Origin of the sequence: Pseudomonas sp. MF6394 (assembly GCF_002018845.1) — a bacterium.
Lineage (GTDB): Bacteria > Pseudomonadota > Gammaproteobacteria > Pseudomonadales > Pseudomonadaceae > Aquipseudomonas > Aquipseudomonas lactis.
This window is the reverse complement of the sequence record NZ_MVOJ01000006.1, coordinates 1-19,596: the sequence shown is the minus strand read 5'-3', so window position 1 is coordinate 19,596 and position 19,596 is coordinate 1. Positions and strand designations below refer to the sequence as shown.

Genomic DNA, 19,596 nt, shown 5'->3' with positions numbered 1-19,596 from the left:
TTGCGGGTTCTGGTAATCAAGACCTCATCCCTGGGCGACGTGATCCATGCCTTGCCGGCGCTCACCGACGCGGCGCGGGCGATTCCCGGCATTCGGTTCGATTGGGTGGTGGAAGAAGGCTTTGCCGAAATCCCCACTTGGCACCCGGCGGTGGACAAGGTCATCCCGGTGGCGATTCGCCGCTGGCGCAAGAACCTCTGGCAAACCGTCAAGAGCGGCGAATGGCGGCGCTTCAAGCAGGCGGTGCAGTCGACCAAATATGATCTGGTGATCGACGCCCAGGGCTTGCTCAAAAGCGCCTGGCTGACCCGCTATGTGCGGGCGCCCATCGCCGGCTTCGACAAAGATTCTGCGCGAGAACCGCTGGCTGCGCGCTTTTATTCCCGGCGCCTGGCCGTGGCCCGTGGGCAACATGCGGTGGAGCGTTTGCGCCAGTTGTTCGCCGTGGCGCTGGGCTACGACCTGCCTCAACGCCTGGGCGACTACGGCCTGAGCGTCGAAAAACTGCTCGGCCTGCCGCCGAAAAAACCGTTCGTATTGCTGCTGCACGGCACCACCTGGGACACCAAGCACTGGCCCGAAGCCTATTGGCGTGAGCTGGCCGAACGCATGGGCCGCCTGGGCGTGGACGTAAAGCTGCCGTGGGGTAACGCCGCCGAAAAGGCGCGGGCCGAACGCCTGGCCCTGGGCCTGCCCAACGCCGAAGTGTTGCCCAAGCTCAACCTGGCGGGCGTGGCGCGTATATTGGCGAGCGCCCGTGCCTGCGTGGCCGTCGACACCGGCCTCGGCCACTTGGCGGCGGCGCTCGACGTGCCGACCATTTCCCTGTTCGGTCCCACCAACCCAGGCCTCACCGGTGCCTATGGCAAAGGCCAGATCCACTTGGCCAGCGACTGGCCATGTGCGCCTTGCCTGCAAAAACAGTGCACTTATCAACCTACTGCCGACGACCTGCGGCGGTTCGACATCGCGCGCGAGTCGCCCCTGTGCTTCACGCGCTTGAACCCTGAGCGTGTCGCAAGCCGGCTGAGCACGTTGTTACTGGCCGAGGAGCAGCACTGATGCAACTGGCTTTTGTTCTGTACAAGTACTTCCCTTTCGGTGGCCTGCAGCGCGACTTCATGCGCATCGCCCTGGAGTGCCAGCAGCGCGGCCACAAGATTCGGGTGTACACCCTGATCTGGGAAGGTGATATCCCGCCAGGCTTTGAGGTGCTGGTGGCGCCGGTCAAGGCCTTGGTCAACCACCGCCGCAACGAAAAGCTCTACGCCTGGATCCAGGCCGACCTGGCCAAGCGGCCGGTGGACCGTGTGGTGGGGTTCAACAAGATGCCGGGGCTGGACCTGTACTTTGCCGCCGACGGTGTGTTCGAGGACAAGGCCCAGACCCTGCGCAACCCGATGTATCGCTGGTTCGGGCGCTACAAGCACTTTGCCGAATACGAGCGCGCCGTGTTCGATAAGAACGCCAAGACGCAGATCATGGTGTTGTCCGAGCATCAGCAGCAGTTGTTCACCCAGTATTACGGTACCCAGGCAGAGCGTTTTCACCTGTTGCCACCGGGTATCGCCCGCGACCGCCGCGCGCCGCCGAACGCCGCCGAGATCCGCGCCGAGTTCCGCGCTGAATTTCGCTTGGCTGAAGACGATTTGCTGTTGGTGCAAATCGGTTCGGGGTTCAAGACCAAGGGCGTCGACCGCAGCCTCAAGGCGCTGGCCGCACTGCCTTCGCGCCTGAAGAAACGCACCCGGCTATTTGTAATCGGCCAGGACGACCCCAAAGTATTCCAATTGCAGAGCGCGGCGCTGGGCCTGGGCGACCAGGTGCAGTTCTTCAAGGGCCGCAATGATATTCCGCGTTTCCTGCTGGGGGCCGACCTGTTGATTCACCCCGCGTACAACGAGGCGGCCGGCATGGTGCTGGTCGAAGCGGTGGTCGCCGGCCTCCCGGTACTGGTGAGCCCGGTGTGCGGCTATGCGTTCTACATCGACAAGGCCCAGAGCGGCCGGGTGTTGGACGAGCCGTTCGAGCAAACCCAGCTCAACCAGTATCTGGTCGATATGCTCGACGACCCACAAGCGCGTGCGACCTGGAGTCGCAATGGTCTGGCCTTCGCAGAGACGGCCGACCTCTTTAGCATGCCGCAGTACGCTGCGGACCTGATTCTGGCGGAGCCAAACCGATGAAGTTGATTCTAGCCGAACCCTTCAAGACCCTCTGGAACGGGCGCGATGCGTTCGCCGAGGTCGAGAAGCTGGAAGGCCAGGTGTTCCGCGAACTGGCCGCTCGCCGTACGTTGCGTACGGTGGTCGAGGGCCAGCCTTATTTTGTGAAGATCCACCGTGGGATTGGCTGGGGCGAAATCCTCAAGAACCTGGTCACCGCCAAATTGCCGGTATTGGGCGCGGGCCAGGAGTGGGTGGCGATCCAGCGCTTGCAGGCGCTTGGCGTACCGACCATGACCGCCGTGGCATTCGGTGAAAAAGGCAGCAACCCGGCCGACCAGCACTCGTTCATCATCACCCAGGAACTGACCCCCATCATCAGCCTGGAAGACCTGACCCTGGACTGGGTCAAGCAACCGCCCGTGCCGGCCATCAAGCATGCCTTGACCCTTGAGCTGGCGCGTACCGTCGGCGCGATGCACCGCGGTGGCGTCAACCACCGTGACTGCTACCTGTGCCATTTTCTGCTGCACACCGACCGGCCCATCAGCGTCGATAACCTCAAGCTGTCGGTGATCGACCTGCACCGCGCCCAGGTGCGTGCAACGATCCCCGTGCGCTGGCGCAACAAAGACTTGGCCGGCCTGTATTACTCCGCGTTGGAGATCGGCTTGACCCAGCGCGACAAGCTGCGTTTTCTCAAGGCGTACTTCCAGCAGCCGCTGCGCCAGATCCTGGCGGAGCAAACCGCGCTGCTATCTGCGCTGGAACGCATGGCAGCAAAGCTGTATGCGCGTAAACAACGATACGGGGATGCGATCTGATGGCGGGTTGGAACCTGGAACCTGCCTACGCCGCCCTGGCGGATGACTTTGGAAGCCTGGACGCGGTGTTCGCCCTGCAAGGCGAGCGGCTGACCCGCGACCCGTTGTCGGAAGTGATCCGGGTGGAGCGTGGCGGGGTCAATTATTACGTCAAGCGCTACGTAGGCGCCGGCAAGGGCCTGCGTCGTTACCTGGGCCGGCCACGGGTGAAATCCGAATGGCAGAACCTCAAGCGCTTCGCCAAGTGGGGCATCCCCACCGCCGACGTGGTGGCCTGGGGCCTGGACCGCAAGGGCCTGGCCTATAATCGTGGCGCCATGATCACCCGCGAACTGCCCAAGACCGAAGATCTGTCGGTGCTGGCCGAGCGTCACGATGAGCGCCTCAAAGACCCCCGATGGGTCGATGGCATCAGCCGCCAGCTCGCCGAATACACGCGCACCATGCACGATCACCGCTTCACCCATAACGACTTGAAGTGGCGCAATCTGCTGGTGGACGACCAACGTACCCTGTACCTGATCGACTGCCCCAACGGTGATTTCTGGCGCGGTTTCTGGCTCAAGTACCGCATTACCAAAGACCTGGCCTGCCTGGACAAAGTCGCCAAGTATCACTTGTCGGCCACCCAGCGCCTGCGCTTCTACCTGCAATATCGTCAGCGCGCGCACCTGACCGCGTCGGACAAACAGCGAATTCGCCATGTGGTGAAGTTTTTCGAGGGACGCGAATGAGTGACTTCCTGGCGGCCGAAGACCGCGCTCTGCTTGAGCGCAACGGCCTGGCGACCTTCGACGCGCTGTGGGCCAAGCAACTGGATGCAGTGGACGAGCCGAACACCAGCGGCGACGGTTGGAGCAGCGTGTATCGCCTGGAGCTTGAGGGGCAGGGTTACTACCTCAAGCGCCAGAGCAACTACCTCACGCGCACCTTGCACCGCCCGTTTGGCGAGCCGAGTTTTGCCCGCGAGTTTCGTAACATCAGCCTGTATCGAAAGCTCGGCATACCGGCCCTGCAAGCGGCGTTCTTCGGTGAGCGCAAGGTCAAGGGCGAGCGCCGGGCGATGCTGCTCACCCGTGCGCTGGATGGCTGGAATGACCTGGACTCGTTGCTGGAGCAGTGGTCGCAATTGAGCGCAGCCCAGCACAGTGCGATCCTGTTGGCGTGCGGCAAGCTGGCGCGTCATCTGCACAGCGTCGGGCAGGTGCATGGCTGTTTTTACCCCAAGCACATCTTCCTGCAGCCTGCCGGTGAGGGGTATGCCGCGCAGTTGATCGACCTGGAGAAAACCCGCCCGCTGCTGTTTGGCTGGCGTGACCGGGTCAAGGACCTGGAACCGCTGCTGCGCCGCGCGCCGCAATGGTCGGATGCGCAGGTGCGCCAACTGCTGGCGGCGTACCTTGAGCAGCCCGAGGACAGTGCCTTGGTCGCCACTTGGCACCAGCGCCTGACCGCACGCCGCAGCCACAAGGAGAACCGCTGATGCGCTTATCCGAGCTGAAAACGGCTGGGCGTACCCCCAGCCTGCCGCTGACCCTCGACCTGGCGGATGCCGCCGGCCCTGGGCAATTGCAATTGCTGAGCCTGCTGCGGGTGTTGCCGGGGCAGCGCTACGTGGGCGCCGCCGTGTGGCGTGGACGCCCGGTGCTGGCCAAATTGTTGGTGGGCAGCAAGGCGGCGCGGCATTTTCAGCGTGAGCTCACAGGTGTACGCCTGTTGGCTGAGCAGGGCCTGACCACGCCGTTGCTGCTGGCCGATGGCTTGCAGGACGGCGAGGGTGGCTGGCTGCTGTTTGAATTTATCGAGGGGGCCCAAAGCCTGTCCGACGCTTGGCTCGCCGTCGAAAACCTGCCGCCGTTGGCGGACGAACAAACCGCCGTGCTCGCCGAAGCGCTGGGCGCGATTGCCCAGATGCATGCCAAGGGCCTGTGGCAGGAAGACCTGCACCTGGACAACCTGCTGCGCAAAGACGGCAAGCTGTATTTGATCGATGGCGCCGGCATTCGTGTCGAAGAGGCGGGCAAGCCGCTGTCACGCAATCGAGTACTGGAAAACCTCGGGGTGTTCTTCGCCCAACTGCCCAAGAACCTTGAGCCGTTTACCGAAGAATTGCTGGTGTATTACCTGCTCGCCAACGGCGAACACGCCTTGCCAATGCAAGCCCTGGAAAAGCAGGTGCGTAAAGTCAGTGCCTGGCGCTTGAGAGACTACCTGGACAAGACCGGCCGCGAATGCACGCTGTTCAGTGTGGTGCGCGGCGCTTTTGGCCTGCGTGCGATCCGCCGCGAAGAAGAAGCCGCCATGGTGCCGGTGCTGGAGCAGGCCGATGCGTTGCTCGACCAGGGGCACCTGTACAAGACCGGTGGCGCGGCGAGCGTGGCCAAGGTCGACGTGGCCGGCCGGCCGCTGGTGATCAAGCGTTACAACATCAAGGGCTTTGCCCATTGGCTCAAGCGCTTCTGGCGCCCAAGCCGCGCCTGGCACTCCTGGCGCGAAGGCAACCGCCTGGCCTTCCTGGGTTTTGCCACGCCCAAGCCGCTGGCGGTGCTGGAGAAACGGTTCCTGTGGTTGCGCAGCCGTGCCTACCTGGTCACCGAGTACCTGCCGGGGCCGGACATCATCGAGCGCTTTGCTCCGTATGTGGAAAGCGGCGATGCGCCCGAGAGCGAATTGCAGGCGCTGGACCAGTTGTTTGCCGAGCTGATCCGCGAGCGCATCAGCCATGGGGATTTCAAGGGCCATAACCTGTTCTGGAATGACGGGCGTTGGGCAATGATTGACCTGGATGCCATGTGCCAGCACCGTTCTGTTGCCAGCTTTGCGCCGGCATACGCCAAGGATCGGGCGCGGTTCATGCGCAATTGGCCGCAAGACAGTGCGTTGTATCGAGTGATTGATCAGCGGTTGCCCAAAGAGATCAGTATCGTCAGTTGAAGCGGGCCCTGTGGGAGCGGGCTTGCTCGCGAAAGCGGTGGGTCAGTCAATATTGGTGTTTGCTGGGCCGACGCCTTCGCGAGCAAGCCCGCTCCCACATTTGATCTTCATTGTTTTGAGTAGGGTGTTCGCTTAACTGATCGGTATTGGGGGTCAGAACTGATACTGCGCCCCGGCCCCCGCATACCACGAGCGCCCCGGTGCCGCTTCGTAATAGCGGCCATTGCCATCCCCCACGATCACCGACCCTACGTACTGACGGTCCAGCAGGTTATCCAGGCGCAAGGTCTGGTGAAGGGTCCAGTGCTCGACCTTCTGCTCAAACCGCGCGCGCCAGTTGAAGACGCTGTAGGCCGGTGCGGCGTGTTGCTGGTTGGTGTCTTCTACGTAGACCTTGCTGCGGTACAGGCCTTCGATGGCGGTGCTGACCCAGTCCCGTGGTTTCCAGTTCAGTTCGGCGAACAGGGTGGTTTGTGGCACGCCGGGGAGGTAGTTGCCTTTATCGATGGTGTTGGCGCCGCTGGCAAAATCGCTGTCGTAGGTGGCGTGCAGGCGGGTGTAGGCGAGGCTGGTGCTCCAGTGGTCGCTCAGTTGGCTTTCAACACCTAGTTCGAAGCCGCGGCGCAATGTGCGACCGGCGTTCTGGTAGCTGGTACGGCCACCAATGGATTGCTGCACCACCAGTTCGTCCTCGGTGGTGATCTGGAAAACGGCGGCGTTGATCCGCGTGTTGTTCAGTTGCGCTTTCACACCCATTTCATATTGCGTACTTTCAGACGGCTTCAAGCCGAAGTTGAAGCCCTCGGCGTTGCCCGGTGCATAGGCCAGCTCGGCCTGGGTCGGGGTTTCAAAGCCTTTGCCTGCGCTGACGTAGCCGTGCAGGTCGGGGGTGAACGCATACATCACGCTCATCGACGGTGTGTTTTTCTGGTAGGTCTTGTTGCCGCTGGCGTCGCCATTGCTCAGGAACTGATCGTCAACGTCCATCTGCATCGTGCTGTGGCGCACGCCGGCTTGCAGGGTCCAGCGGTCGAGGGCCCAGTTGGCCTGGATATACGGGTCGAGGCTGCGAGCCGTGTCGATTTCGTCGCGGCGTAGTTGGCCTTTCACGCCGAGGGTGTTGCCGCTGTAGTTCTGATAGCCATGGCGGCTGTCTTCGCTTTGGTCGAAGTCCAGGCCGGTAATGATCATCAGCTCGCCAGGCGCGCTTTCGATGGGCTGCATCCAGCGCACGCTGCCGCCGTAGAACTTACGGTCAAATTGCACCACGCCACCGCCGCGTTCGTTGGCGGGCGTGCCCTTGGGGATCGACAGGTACTGAATCACACTACGGCGTCCGGTATAGGCATTGACCTGCAAGGTCGCGCCACCGAAGTACCGCTCGTAATTCATCCCCAATTGCTGATGATCGATACTTTTGCGCGTGTTGTAGTTCAGCGCATTGGCGCTCACCGAACGCGGGTCGGCCTTGTACGCTGCCCAGGTCTGCCCCAGTGGATCTTGCGTACCGTTCTGCTCCAGGCTGCTGTAGATCAATGCCAGCTTGCTGTCGTCATCGGGCTCGACATTGAGCTTGGCGAAGGTCTGGTCGCGGCGCGCGCTGCTGTGATCGCGGTAGCCGTTGGTGTCCATGCGCGAGGCGTCGAGCACAAACCCGGCGCCATTCGCCGCGCCCTCGGCGCTCAGGTGGTTCTTGTTCAGCCCGTCGCTGCCCACCAGGGTTTCGGCGCCGATGCGCGGCGGGCCTTCGCCGTCGCGGGAGAACATTTGGATAACACCGCCGGCGTTACTGCCATACAGCGTCGCCGCCGGGCCGCGCAACACTTCGATACGCTCGGCGGTGTCGAGGTTGAAGGTGGCGGCCTGGCCCTGACCGTCCGGGGTACTGGCGGGGATGCCATCGGCGACCAGCTTGATGCCGCGCACGCCGAATGCCGAACGGGCGCCGAAGCCGCGGGAAGAAATTTGCAGGTCCTGCGCATAGTTCTGGCGGTTCTGCACCACCAGGCCGGGCACGCGGGATAGGGCTTCGGAGGCGTTGATGCCGAGTTGGCTGTCACTGATCTGTTCGCGGCTGATGCCGTCCACGGAGTAGGGCAAATCAAACGTTGGGCTGGCGCTACGCGAACCGCTGACGACGGTGGGGGCGAGGGTCAGTGGCGAATCATCGCCCTGCACGGTGCTGCTCAAGGCCAGCAGGCCAGGCAGCAAGAGGGAAAAACGAGCGTGCATTTTTTTCATAAGGCAGCCAGAGTCTTGGGCACGCATAGCGAAGGCGCGCAAAAAGTGCGCAAGTTTAAACAGTCAGGCAGGTTTTACCATTTCGGATTTTTCCTACGCAATGCAGCGGCGTCTCTGGGGTGAATGAGCCAATCTCTCGGTGCTAGCGTGGCTGACCGTTTGCGAGGCTAGGATATGACAAGAAAAATAATGGCTGCACTGGGTGTAAGTGTCGCTGCGCTGTTATTAAGCGGCTGTGGAACTGTTAATAGCGTCATGCGTAAAGAGGGCGACACGGCGCGTGAGCTCAGGCTCGCAAAAACCTATTGCCAATCCATTCCCCGCGCTTACAGCGGCGTGGCCTTTGATTTCTGCATGCTGCACGCGGCCCCGGACCCCACCGGGTTCCTCATACCCTTCGTGCTCGTAGATATTGCGGTGTCCGCGGTTGCCGATACGGTGGTTTTGCCCTATACGATTTATCGACAATCGGCCGACGGTAATATCAGCATCTATTGGCGTCCGGGCCGTTCATAAGCCTATGGGTATAAAAGCACCTGCCCAGCTCATCTACTGGGGAAAGGAGTTGTCCGTGAGTCGTGGTTTCAGAATTCTGCTGGTTTCAACCTTGTTATTGGCTTCCGGCTGCGGAACGATCAATACCGTCTTTCGTCCGGATGCCGTGGCCAGCCAGAACCTCAAGGAGTCACGCAGCCACTGCGAAAACGTGCCGCGTATCTACAGTGGGGTGATTTACGGCTTTTGTACCCTCAATGGCGAGCCTGCACCGGACAAAAGCCTGAAGGACCAAAGCCTGCTGGATCGCCAAGGCAATGCCTTCCCGATCATCGCAATTGAATTTGTCGCCTCTGGTGTCATGGACACCCTGATGCTGCCTTATACGATCTACCGCCAGAACAAGGACGGCAGCATCGAGATCTTCCGCTAGCCCCTCTCGGCGCTTGCCGCTAACAGCTTCCCACTGCTTTTAAGCTATAATCCCGCCCTTTAGCTGTTTCCCGCCCGGGCGGGAAGCACACTTTTTTCAGGCGCGATGCGCCTGCATGCAGACTAAAAGAGGCTAGACCCCAGTGGCATTGACGATTCTTGGCCTGTCCGGCGCCCTTAGCCATGATCCTTCCGCAGCCCTGTATATCGACGGCAAGCTGATTGCGGCCGCCGAAGAAGAGCGCTTCGTACGCGACAAACATGCAAAGAACCGCATGCCCTACGAGTCGGCGAAGTTCTGCCTGGAACAGGCCGGCATCAAGCCTTCGGACGTTGATGTGGTGGCGATCCCGTTTGCCCCGATCAGCCTGTTCGGCGAGGCGCGCTGGCACTATGCCAAGCGCTACTGGTACGCCCCGGACCGCGCCCTCGACGCGATCCTGATGGGCAACCGTCGCTACAAGCGCTATCGCAACAAGATCGTCTGGTGCCTGGAGCAACTGGGCTTCGATCCGAAGAAAATCAAGATCGAACCGGTTGAACACCACCTGGCTCACGCCTCCAGCGCCTACCACTGCTCGGGCTTCCAGGAAAAAACCGCGATCCTGGGCATCGATGGCAAGGGCGAGTACGCCACCACCTTCTTCGGCTACGGCGAAAACGGCAAGATCCACAAGATCAAGGAATTCTACGATCCGGACTCCCTCGGCGGCCTGTACGGCGCAATCACCGAGTTCCTCGGTTTCGAGATGCTCGACGGTGAGTTCAAGGTCATGGGCATGGCGCCGTACGGCGATGCCAGCAAATACGACTTCTCGCGCCTGGCCTCCTTTGAGAACGGCGAGTTGGTGATCAACACCGACTACGCCAACGTCATCGGCCTGCGCCGCTACAAAGAGAAGGGCAAGGGTTTCTACTTCTCGCCAAAACTGATCGAGTGGCTGGGGCCGAAACGCGAAGGCGACATCGCCGACGAGCCGTACATCCACTACGCGGCCAGCATGCAGGCGCTGTTCGAAAAACTGGCCTTGCAGATGATCGACCACTACCTGGGCGACATCCTCAAGGACACCGGCAAGCTGGCCTTCGCCGGCGGCTGTGCGCTGAACGTCAAGCTGAACCAGAAAATCATTGCCCGTGACGACGTAAAAGAGCTGTTCGTGCAACCGGCCTCCGGCGATGCCGGTACCGCTGTCGGTGCGGCTGCCTATGTGTCCCATGCCCGTGGCGTACCGGTCGAGAAGATGGAACACGTCTACCTCGGCCCGTCCTACAGCAACGAAGACGTGATTGCCGCGTGCGCCAAGCACGAGAGCAAGCCGAACTGGCGCAAGATCGAAAACATGCCTAAGCGCATTGCCAAGATCATGGTCGACGGCAACCCGGTGGCCTGGTTCCAGGGCCGCATGGAGTTTGGCCCGCGTGCGTTGGGCGGACGTTCGATCATTGGTTGCCCAAGTGCGACCGGCGTTGCAGATCGCATCAACCACCAGATCAAGTTCCGCGAGCGCTGGAGGCCTTTCTGCCCGTCGATGCTCGACACCGTGGCCCCGCAGATGATCAAGGTCGATCACCCGGCGCCGTTCATGACCTTCACCTTTGAAGTCGCCGAAGAATGGAAGACTCGCGTACCGGAAGTGGTGCACGAAGACGGTACTTCCCGGGCCCAGGTGCTCAAGCGCGAATACAACCCGCGCTACTACGACATGATGAAAGAGCTGGAAGTACTGACCGGCAACGGCGTGTCCCTGAACACCTCGCTCAACCGTCGTGGCGAAGCGATGATCTGCTCGCCGACCGACGCGCTGAACATGTTCTTCGGCTCGGACCTGCAGTACCTGATCATGGAAGACATCCTCGTGGTCAAGGACGGCGTAGACCCTTATGACGCCGTGGTTTAAATGCTGAACCGCTTCCAGGGCTGGCGTGAACGTGGCTGGGCGCCTGTCGAGGCCGAGGTTTACGCCCAGGTCTGGCAGCGTTACGGCGGCAGCGTGGCGACCCATCCCCAGGTGATCGAACGCTTGGCCGGCCTGGCGCAGATACCCGTGCGCTACCTGGGCTGGGAACAAGGTGGTGAACTCAAGGGGGCAATCGCCACCTGGGGACGCGACCTGGCGCTGTCCAAGGACGTGCTCAAGCGCAGCGGCAAGAAAGGCCTGTTTGACCTGGGCAACGCCGAGATCATCCTGCCGATTGCCGCCGATGCGCAGGTGCCGTTGCGGCATCGTGCACGCTACCTCTCGGCGCTGAACGAGGGGCGCGTGAGCACCCTCAAGCCCCAGGCCGAGCAGTTGGCTATGGCGCGTACGCCTGAAGACCTGTCGAAGAAGTTTCGCTACAACCAGCGGCGTGAACTGCGCCTGTTGGAAGAGGCGGGTGGCGTGGTACGGGCGGTCAGTGAGTTCTCGAGCGTAGAGCTGGCGGCGATTTATTGCGATTTGTTCCAGCGCCGTTGGGGCTTCCCGGCGGCGGGCGCGGCGCGCCTGGCCGAGGTGCTGGAATTGCTCAAGGAGTTTTTGTTCGGCTCGGTGCTGTTTCTGAACGACGCGCCGATTGCGGTGCAATTGGTGTATCAGGTGCAGTCCAACGAGTGGTTCAGCGCCGAGTATGTCAACGGCGGCGTCGACCCTGAAACCCGCGCCTTCAGCCCCGGCAGCGTGCTGAGTTTTCTCAATACCCAAAGTGCCTGGGAACAGGCGCGGGCGGCGAACAAGTCGCTGCGCTTCTCCTTCGGGCGTTCCGACCGTGAATACAAGGAGCGCTGGTGCAACCCGGTGCCGGTGTTCAGTGTATGAGCCGTAAACAGCAACTGCTCAAGCGTCATCGGCGTAACAAGCGTATTGCGCTGCTGATCGGCGTGCTGGTGCTGGTCGCCACCGGCGTACTGGTTGCCTGGTGGTTGCCGCTGATCCTTGCGGTGCTGCTGTGGGCCGCCCATGAAGCCTGGTTTGCCGATCACCTGTTTTACTCGCCCAAAGACAGCTATGAATATGCCTTTCCGGCCGGCAGCGAACAGCCCGGCTTGCGCCTGGAGGCGGGCCGGCTGCTGCTGGATGCGCCGTTGGCGGCGGATGAAACCCTGATCGTCGGCGTTGAGTTGAAAAGTACCTGGCTGGGGCGTTTCTTCGACCCTGCGGTGGACCTTTTGGGCCTGGCCAGCCCGGACCGGCAAGCCTTCGAACGCGGCGTCGCCGGGCGGCGTTATCTGAACCTGACCGGCGCCGCCGAAGCCTTGGCGGCGGGCAACCTCCAGTTGCGCGGGCGTTTTTGCCGGATCAAGGGGCAGCCGACGCTGTGGCGCTTTCGCCAGCCGGACTATCGCCAGCAACGTGTGATGGTGATCGCGCCCCATGCCGACGATGCCGAACTGGCTGCGTTCAGCCTTTACAGCCAGGCGACTGAAAGCTGGATCGTCACGCTGACGGCTGGTGAAATCGAAGCCGAGCATTATCAGCATATGGGCCTGCCCAAGGCTGAAGCTGCGCGCCTCAAGGGCCGTTTGCGGGCCTGGGACAGCGTCGCGGTGCCGCGCTGGGCGGGCGTACCCGAGGCGCAGTGCGTGCAGTTGGGCTACTTCTGCATGCAGTTGCAAGCCATGCAAGCCGCGCCGGATCAGCCGCAAGCCTCTCGCGAAGCGGATTTGGCCGATACGCGGCTGTTTCGCCAGTTCAATGGTTTTGCCCTGCCTGGCGATGCTGATGGTGCGCCGACCTGGCACAACCTGATCGCCGACCTGCGGGCGCTGCTGCTCAAGGCGCGGCCCCAGGTCATCGTCTTGCCCACGCCGTTGCTGGACCCTCACGCCGACCATATCTGCGCCCACGCGGCAGTGCTGGAAGCCTTGCAGGGGCTGGCGTGGCAGCCCGACACATTGCTCGGCTACGCCAATCACCTGCATGATAACGACCGTTGGCCCATGGGTGATTCCGGCGCTGGCGTGGCGCTGCCGCCGCGTTTCGATGGCGCTGTGGAGCTGGTGCCGTGCAGTTTCGCCCTCGCGTTGAGCCAGCAGCAGGACAAGGCCATGGCCCTGGGCATGATGCACGACCTGCAGCCGCCAGCGCCGTTCAAGCGTCGTGTGCGCCGCTGGTTGCAGCAACTGCTGGCAGGCCGTAGCCCATCGCCCTATGGCGAGAACGAATTCTTTCGCAAGGCCGTGCGCCGTCACGAGCTGTTGTGGGTCCTGAAGCAGGACTGAGAGCCGATTGAAGGCAGGCCGGTATGCGCCTGTCGCCCTTTTTACCGGGCTGCGTGCCCGTAGCCAGATCGCTGCATGGAGAGTTATGAAGCCTCGTTTCAAGGTTTTGCAGTTACAGCCGGACTACAACGTCAAGACCCATGACTTCGCGGACTTGGGTGAGCAAATCGTCAAATCCCTGCCGGCTGAGCGCTTCGAGGTGACCTCTGGATTTCTCAGCGGGCGCCCGCTGCCCGGCCAACCCCTGAGCGTGGCCGAGCACTCGCATTATTTCGAGCTGCCGGAGAAGTCCCTCAAGGGCATTCGCTTTGGCGCCATGTGGCAGATCTACAAGTACTGCCGCGAGCAGAAGTTCGACGTGGTCATCTGTAACCGCTTCAAGTCGGTGAACATGATGCTGTCGCTCAACCGCTGGTTGAAGATCCCGCTGTGCATCGGCATCTCCCACGGTTTTGGCGAGTACGCCCGTGGTTACCGTCGGCGCCAGACCCAGCGCTGGGTCAGCCCGGCGTGGCGCTTTGTCGGTGTGTCCGAGGCGGTCAAGGACTACCTGGTAGACCTCAACTGCGGGTTCACCCGCGAGAACACCACCTACGTCACCAACGCGATCGACATTCCCCAGGCAGAGGCTTTGCAGCTGTCCCGCGAGGACGCGCGCAACGCCCTGGGCCTGCCCATGGATGCACGGATGATCGGCGCACTGGGGCGCCTTGTGCCGATCAAAGGCCATACCCATCTGCTGCAAGCCTTCGCCACGCTCAAGGACAAATACCCTGAGGCGCAGGTGGGCATCATTGGTTCCGGCCGTGCCGAAGCCGACCTGCGCGCCGACATCGAGCGCCTGGGCCTGACCGGCCGTGCGCACTTGCTGGGTTTTCGCGAAGACGGCATGAAGTACGTGCGTGGCTTCGATATCTGGACCATGCCGTCGCTGTTCGAAGGCCTGGGCCTGGCCCTGCTGGAAGGCATGAGCGGCCATCTGCCGGTGATCGCCTCCAACGGCCCGGCGATGCTGCCACTGGTAGAGGGCGCGGGCGGCTTGTCCCACGACCCGGGCAATGTCGAACAACTGGCTGCGGCCCTGGACACTTACCTGGCGTTGAGCGATGAACAATTACGTGCCAAGGGTGAAGAGGTGTTCCGCTATCTGGAGGCCAACCACACCCTCGACGAGTTCAAGCACAAGTACCTGACCCTGATTGAAACCGGTTTGCGTGAAGTAGGTAGAGCATGAATCAGCCACAACCCCTGGTCTCGGTGATCATCGCCTCCTACAACCATGGCCAGTACATCGAACAGAGCATCCTCAGCGTGTTGGGGCAGACCTACCCCAATATCGAGCTGTTGGTGGTCGACGACGGCTCCAAGGATGACAGCGTCGAACGCATCCGGCGTTTGCAGGCCGAGCACGGCTTTGATTTCCAGGTGCAGCAGAACCAAGGGCTCAGCGCCACCTTGAACGGTGCGATTGCTCGCGCCAAGGGCAGCCTGATCGCACCGTTCGGCTCGGATGACATCATGTTGCCGGACCGTATCGCCACCCAGGTGGCGTATATGGACGGCAAGCCGACGGTGGGCATGTGTGCCGGCAATATCGAGCTGATCGACGGTGACGGCAACCTGCACCCGGAGAAGAAGCAGCGTCGCGATGTGCCGTTTCGCCGTCTGGATTTCGACGACCTGTTCCTGGACCGCAAGCCGTTCCCGCCGGCGCCGACCATGCTGATTCGTCGCGAAGTGCTGGAGGAGGTCGGTGGTTTCGATCCGCAGATTCCTCTGGAAGACCTGCTGATCCAGCTGAAGATCACTGCGGCGGGCTATACCATCGACGCCCTTGACGTGGTGATGGCCCAGTATCGCCAGCACGCCAGCAACACGTACAAGAACCACCGCTACATGATCCAGAACATCCTCAAGACCTATGCCAAGTTCAGCGAGCACCCGGCCTATGACGCGGTTCGCTACAACTTCCTGAACTCGATGTTCCTCAAGACCGCCGACCGCGACCGCCCGTTGGCGCGGGAGATTCTCAAGCAGATCCCGTTGAAGTTCTGGGGGCGCAAGACCTTGCGTGGGCTGGTGCGGTTGTATCTGGCACCACTCAAAAACTGAACCGCCACCGCACCCTGTAGGAGCGAGCTTGCTCGCGAAGAACGTCAACGATAACGCGTGCTTCCTGAATAAACGCGGTGCCGGTGAGTTTTTCGCGAGCAAGCTCGCTCCTACAGAGGGTGTTTACAGGGTCTGGACCTGCTCGCGGATTTTCGCGGTGGCGGCGGGGCTTGCCACCGAGGCGTAACCCTTGACCAGTTGTTCGAAGTGCGTTTCGAACAGCCAGTTGCGGTCCTGGGGATAACGCTGCATGTGGCGCAGGTTACGTTGGCGCAACGCGTAACGCAGTGAAGACGGGTAGATACGCAGGTCGGCCACGTCGATCAGGGCGAATTCACCATCGTCCATCAACAACACGTTACCCAAGTGCAGCGAACGGAAGTACACGCCGCACTCGTGCAGTTGCGCCATGAACCGGCCAAAGCGCTCCACCAGTGATTCACGCAGGCTGCTGTCCAGGCTTTGCAACGCCTGGCGCAACGTCAGGCCGGGCAACGGCGTGTAGCGCACTGCGCTGCTGGCGTCGCTCAGGCGGTAGAGCCCGAGGATGTGCGGCGTAGGAATGCCCAGGGTGCGCAAGTGCTCGCTGTTGCTGGCAAAGCGCTCGGAGTACGGGTTGAAGCTGCCGGAGGTGTACCAGCGGCGTGGGCGGAACAGCTTGAGGAAACTGCCGTCCTCCAGGCGCAGGACTTTGGGCCCCAGGCCATCGGCTTCAATCACATGGGCGTTGCTGCACAGCTGTTCAAACGCGGCGGGTTTGAGGTTCTGCACCGGCATGCGCAGCAGACTGCGATGGCGCTGGGCGATGCTCAGGCCGGTGATGATTGCCAGGGGGATCCACAGCAGGAACCAATGCTCCTTAGGGCGTGACAGGATGCCGCCGCCTTCGGTCAGGCCCGCTCCGATGCCGTAGGCCAGCAGTGACGAAGCCAGGATGAATAGCGGCTGTGCGCGTTGCTGCAGGCCTTTATACAAGCCCCAGCCGAGCATGAAGGCCCATGGAATGAAACCGATGATGCCGACGTAATACAGTACGCCGAGGGCAAAGCTGTGGGGTTCGCGCAGTTGATAGCCGTCTGCCAAAGTCAGGAACAACTCGGAGTCGTAACTATGGCCGATCCACGGATGCTCGGCGATAAGCTGCAAAGACATGCTCCACAGTTCCAGGCGGAACGAGCTGCCACGCATAATGATTGATTCAGGATAGAACAGGATCAGCCCGACGATGCCCAAGGCGGTGCCTGCGAGCAGTAGCATTGAGCGGCGGTTACGGCTGACAAAGCTCATCCAAAGTATGGCCAGCGTCAGCGCCACCAGCGGCGTGCGTGAGCCGGTCGCCAGCACCGCAGCGGTCATGATTGCCAGGGCCGGTACGCTGAACCACAGCACGTTGAGACGCTGGGTGGTCATGCAGACGTACAGCCAGTACACCGTGAAAAAACCGAACAGGTGCGAGCTGAGCAGCGGGTTGTCGAGGGCGCCCAGCCCGCCGATCATGCGCATGCCAGGTTGATAGCCCTTGGCGAACGCCACCAGGTTACCCAGGCTCACCACCAGCGCAATCACCGCAGCGCTGAAGAAGATCGGCTTGAACAATTCGTTGCGGTAATGCAGCAGCAATCCGCAGCCACCAAACAGCATGAAGGTATTCAGCGGCCGCTTGAACAGGTCGGTATCGGAACTGGGTTCAGGGCTCCAGAGCAGGCTGGTCAACGCCCAGGCGGAGAACGCCAGAAATGCGATCGCCAGGGGCTCGCGCAGCAGGTCCTTGAACTCCCGAGGGCGCATGCACAACAGAAACAAGGTCGGTACGCTGAACAGGATGTAGACAATGCGGTGCAGTACATTGCGATTGCCGACAAAGAACAGTGCACTCAGGAGCAGCAGCAAGCCAACAGGCAAAATCCATAGGACCAGGAAGTCGAAAACGCGATTTGAGCCATAGGTAAGGCGCTTGGAGTGCATACAGTAAAGCCATTCCAGAAAGAGAAAGCCGACCATTTTAAGCTAGTGGCTAAGTAATGTCGCCGGTAGGATCCAACCGGGCCGCGGCTTACGCCGGGTGCAAGTACAACAGAGAAGCTGTGCTAAAGTCAGCCTCCTTTTTCAAAACGCCGCGTGATATGACCGACTCCAGTCCGAGCGCAAGCCCTTCGAGCTTGAAAATATACTTCCGCCTGCTCAGTTACGTTAAGCCCTATATGGGCTTGTTCGCGTTGAGTATCCTTGGATTTCTGATTTTCGCGTCGACCCAACCGATGCTGGGTTACATCCTCAAGTACTTTGTCGATGGTCTCTCCAATCCGGAAGCTGTGCTGTTCCCGACCGTGCCCTTTTTGCGCGACCTGCAATTGCTGCAGGCGGTGCCGCTGCTGATCATCCTGATCGCGGCCTGGCAAGGCCTGGGCTCTTTCCTGGGCAACTACCTGTTGGCCAAGGTCTCCCTGGGGCTGGTCCACGATTTGCGGGTGCAGTTGTTCAACAACCTGCTGACGCTGCCCAACCGTTATTTCGATAACCATAACTCCGGGCATCTGATTTCCCGCATCACCTTCAACGTGACCATGGTCACGGGTGCCGCGACCGATGCCATCAAGGTGGTGATCCGCGAAGGCATGACGGTAATCTTCCTGTTCGCCTCCTTGCTGTTCATGAACTGGCGCCTCACGTTGGTGATGATCGCGATCCTGCCGTTGATTGCTGTGATGGTCAGTACCGCCAGCAAGAAATTCCGCAAGCAGAGCAAGAAGATCCAGGTGGCCATGGGCGACGTGACCCACGTGGCCTCGGAGACCATCCAGGGCTACCGCGTGGTGCGCAGCTTCGGCGGCGAAGTCTATGAACAGAAGCGCTTTTTCAAGGCCAGCCAGAGCAACACCAACAAGCAACTGCGCATGACCCGCACCGGGGCGATCTACACCCCGGCGCTGCAATTGGTGATCTACTCCGCCATGGCCGTGCTGATGTTCCTGGTGCTGTACCTGCGTGGCGACGCCTCGGCGGGCGACATGGTGGCCTACATCACCCTGGCCGGCTTGTTGCCTAAGCCAATTCGTCAACTCTCGGAGGTCAGCTCGACCATCCAGAAAGGTGTGGCGGGCGCCGAAAGCATCTTCGAACAGTTGGACGAAGACGTTGAGGTCGACCACGGCACTCTCGAACGCGACAAAGTCAGCGGTCGCCTGGAAGTGCGTCACCTGAACTTCACCTACCCTGGCACTGATCGCCATGTGCTCAAGGACATCAGCTTTACCGCCGAGCCTGGGCAGATGATTGCGCTGGTGGGGCGTTCGGGCAGTGGCAAGTCGACCCTGGCCAGCCTGATCCCACGTTTCTACCACCATGAAAGCGGTGAAATCCTGCTCGATGGCATCGAGATCGAGGACTACAAGCTGCTCAACCTGCGCAAGCACATTGCCCAGGTTACCCAGCATGTGACGCTATTCAGCGATACCGTGACCAACAACATCGCCTACGGCGACCTGGCCGGTGCGCCTCGTGCCGACGTTGAAGCGGCGGCGGCGGATGCCAATGCCAAGGACTTCATCGATCAGTTGCCCAAGGGCTTCGATACCCAGGTGGGCGAGAACGGTGTGTTGTTGTCCGGCGGCCAGCGTCAGCGCTTGGCGATTGCCCGTGCATTGCTCAAGAATGCGCCGTTGCTGATTCTCGACGAGGCCACCTCGGCCCTCGATACCGAGTCCGAGCGGCATATCCAGGCGGCACTGGATAAGGTCATGCAAGGCCGCACGACCTTGGTGATTGCGCACCGTTTGTCCACCATCGAGAAGGCTGACCTGATCCTGGTGATGGACGACGGGCGGATTGTCGAGCGTGGTACCCACGGCGAGTTGTTGGCGCAGAACGGCTATTACGCCCGCCTGCATGCCATGGGCCTGGATGCGCCGGTGCAGGCTGATATCACCTGATCCAACAGGTGTACACAGCGCTGCTGTGGGGAGGGGGCTCTCTACCTGACACCCCTCGATCAAACTGTGGGAGCTGGCTTGCCTGCGATGACGGCCTGCCAGCCGACCCATATCTACCTGACACCCCACAATCCCACTGTGGGAGATTCTATGGTTGAGGGGCAACCCTCAACCAACCTTTGGCTGATATTCGCTTTGCCCTTTCAGTAGAGCGAACACCACTCGAGCAAGCTTGCGAGCCAATATTACCAACGCTTGAGTGG

The 19,596-nt window shown here is 61.3% G+C and carries 16 protein-coding genes; 14 read left to right on the top strand and 2 right to left on the bottom strand.

Going from position 1 to position 19,596, the window contains the following annotated elements; translation table 11 throughout:
* From waaC to MF6394_RS08520, 6 genes are read left to right on the top strand one after another with little or no spacing between them, the layout of a single operon-like run.
* Positions 1 to 1,062 (top strand): lipopolysaccharide heptosyltransferase I, encoded by a 1,062-nt coding sequence (gene waaC / locus MF6394_RS08545; RefSeq protein WP_032893895.1) that lies wholly within the window; start codon positions 1 to 3, stop codon positions 1,060 to 1,062.
* Positions 1,062 to 2,186, top strand: coding sequence for a glycosyltransferase family 4 protein (locus tag MF6394_RS08540; RefSeq protein WP_078466493.1), 1,125 nt, complete (start codon positions 1,062 to 1,064; stop codon positions 2,184 to 2,186). Before waaC ends, MF6394_RS08540 begins: the two co-directional genes overlap by 1 nt.
* Positions 2,183 to 2,989 (top strand): lipopolysaccharide core heptose(I) kinase RfaP, encoded by an 807-nt coding sequence (gene rfaP, locus MF6394_RS08535; RefSeq protein WP_044270874.1) that lies wholly within the window; start codon positions 2,183 to 2,185, stop codon positions 2,987 to 2,989. The genes MF6394_RS08540 and rfaP overlap by 4 nt, the downstream gene beginning before the upstream one ends.
* Positions 2,989 to 3,723 carry a lipopolysaccharide kinase InaA family protein gene (locus MF6394_RS08530; RefSeq protein ID WP_003187993.1) on the top strand — a complete coding sequence of 245 codons (735 nt, stop codon included), beginning with the start codon at positions 2,989 to 2,991 and terminating at the stop codon, positions 3,721 to 3,723. Before rfaP ends, MF6394_RS08530 begins: the two co-directional genes overlap by 1 nt.
* Positions 3,720 to 4,472: a lipopolysaccharide kinase InaA family protein gene (locus MF6394_RS08525; RefSeq protein ID WP_032893894.1), complete on the top strand. Its 753-nt coding sequence runs from the start codon at positions 3,720 to 3,722 to the stop codon at positions 4,470 to 4,472. Before MF6394_RS08530 ends, MF6394_RS08525 begins: the two co-directional genes overlap by 4 nt.
* Complete coding sequence (locus tag MF6394_RS08520; protein WP_044270875.1) at positions 4,472 to 5,923, top strand: lipopolysaccharide kinase InaA family protein; 1,452 nt, start codon at positions 4,472 to 4,474, stop codon at positions 5,921 to 5,923. Before MF6394_RS08525 ends, MF6394_RS08520 begins: the two co-directional genes overlap by 1 nt.
* 153 nt (positions 5,924 to 6,076) lie before the next feature.
* Here the strand turns inward: MF6394_RS08520 and MF6394_RS08515 are convergent, their stop codons facing one another.
* A complete protein-coding gene (locus MF6394_RS08515; RefSeq protein ID WP_078466492.1) occupies positions 6,077 to 8,164 on the bottom strand; it encodes a TonB-dependent receptor family protein in 2,088 nt (695 codons plus the stop codon).
* 189 nt (positions 8,165 to 8,353) lie between these two features.
* On the opposite strand from MF6394_RS08515, the gene MF6394_RS08510 reads away from it, so the two are divergent.
* The 7 genes from MF6394_RS08510 (at position 8,354) to MF6394_RS08480 (ending at position 15,404) form a co-directional block, all read left to right on the top strand.
* Positions 8,354 to 8,680 carry a YceK/YidQ family lipoprotein gene (locus tag MF6394_RS08510; RefSeq protein ID WP_078466491.1) on the top strand — a complete coding sequence of 109 codons (327 nt, stop codon included), beginning with the start codon at positions 8,354 to 8,356 and terminating at the stop codon, positions 8,678 to 8,680.
* A 55-nt stretch (positions 8,681 to 8,735) separates the two neighbouring features.
* Positions 8,736 to 9,092, top strand: a complete 357-nt coding sequence (locus tag MF6394_RS08505; RefSeq protein ID WP_044270881.1) for a YceK/YidQ family lipoprotein — start codon at positions 8,736 to 8,738, stop codon at positions 9,090 to 9,092.
* A gap of 142 nt (positions 9,093 to 9,234) precedes the next feature.
* The gene (locus MF6394_RS08500; RefSeq protein ID WP_014716634.1) at positions 9,235 to 10,992 is read left to right on the top strand and encodes a carbamoyltransferase family protein; all 1,758 of its coding nucleotides are present in this window, start codon (positions 9,235 to 9,237) and stop codon (positions 10,990 to 10,992) included.
* On the top strand, positions 10,993 to 11,889 hold the full coding sequence (locus MF6394_RS08495; protein WP_078466490.1) for a GNAT family N-acetyltransferase: 897 nt from the start codon (positions 10,993 to 10,995) through the stop codon (positions 11,887 to 11,889). It begins immediately after the preceding gene.
* Complete coding sequence (locus tag MF6394_RS08490) at positions 11,886 to 13,292, top strand: PIG-L family deacetylase (protein ID WP_078466489.1); 1,407 nt, start codon at positions 11,886 to 11,888, stop codon at positions 13,290 to 13,292. Before MF6394_RS08495 ends, MF6394_RS08490 begins: the two co-directional genes overlap by 4 nt.
* A gap of 85 nt (positions 13,293 to 13,377) precedes the next feature.
* A complete protein-coding gene (locus MF6394_RS08485) occupies positions 13,378 to 14,526 on the top strand; it encodes a glycosyltransferase family 4 protein (protein WP_078466488.1) in 1,149 nt (382 codons plus the stop codon).
* Positions 14,523 to 15,404 (top strand): glycosyltransferase, encoded by an 882-nt coding sequence (locus MF6394_RS08480; RefSeq protein ID WP_078466487.1) that lies wholly within the window; start codon positions 14,523 to 14,525, stop codon positions 15,402 to 15,404. Before MF6394_RS08485 ends, MF6394_RS08480 begins: the two co-directional genes overlap by 4 nt.
* A gap of 123 nt (positions 15,405 to 15,527) precedes the next feature.
* Here the strand turns inward: MF6394_RS08480 and MF6394_RS08475 are convergent, their stop codons facing one another.
* Positions 15,528 to 17,369: a bifunctional O-antigen ligase/aminoglycoside phosphotransferase family protein gene (locus MF6394_RS08475; RefSeq protein ID WP_078466486.1), complete on the bottom strand. Its 1,842-nt coding sequence runs from the start codon at positions 17,367 to 17,369 to the stop codon at positions 15,528 to 15,530.
* 158 nt (positions 17,370 to 17,527) lie between these two features.
* Between MF6394_RS08475 and msbA the strand changes: the two genes are divergently transcribed.
* Positions 17,528 to 19,333 carry a lipid A export permease/ATP-binding protein MsbA gene (msbA, locus tag MF6394_RS08470; protein WP_044270929.1) on the top strand — a complete coding sequence of 602 codons (1,806 nt, stop codon included), beginning with the start codon at positions 17,528 to 17,530 and terminating at the stop codon, positions 19,331 to 19,333.
* Positions 19,334 to 19,596: the final 263 nt, after the last annotated feature.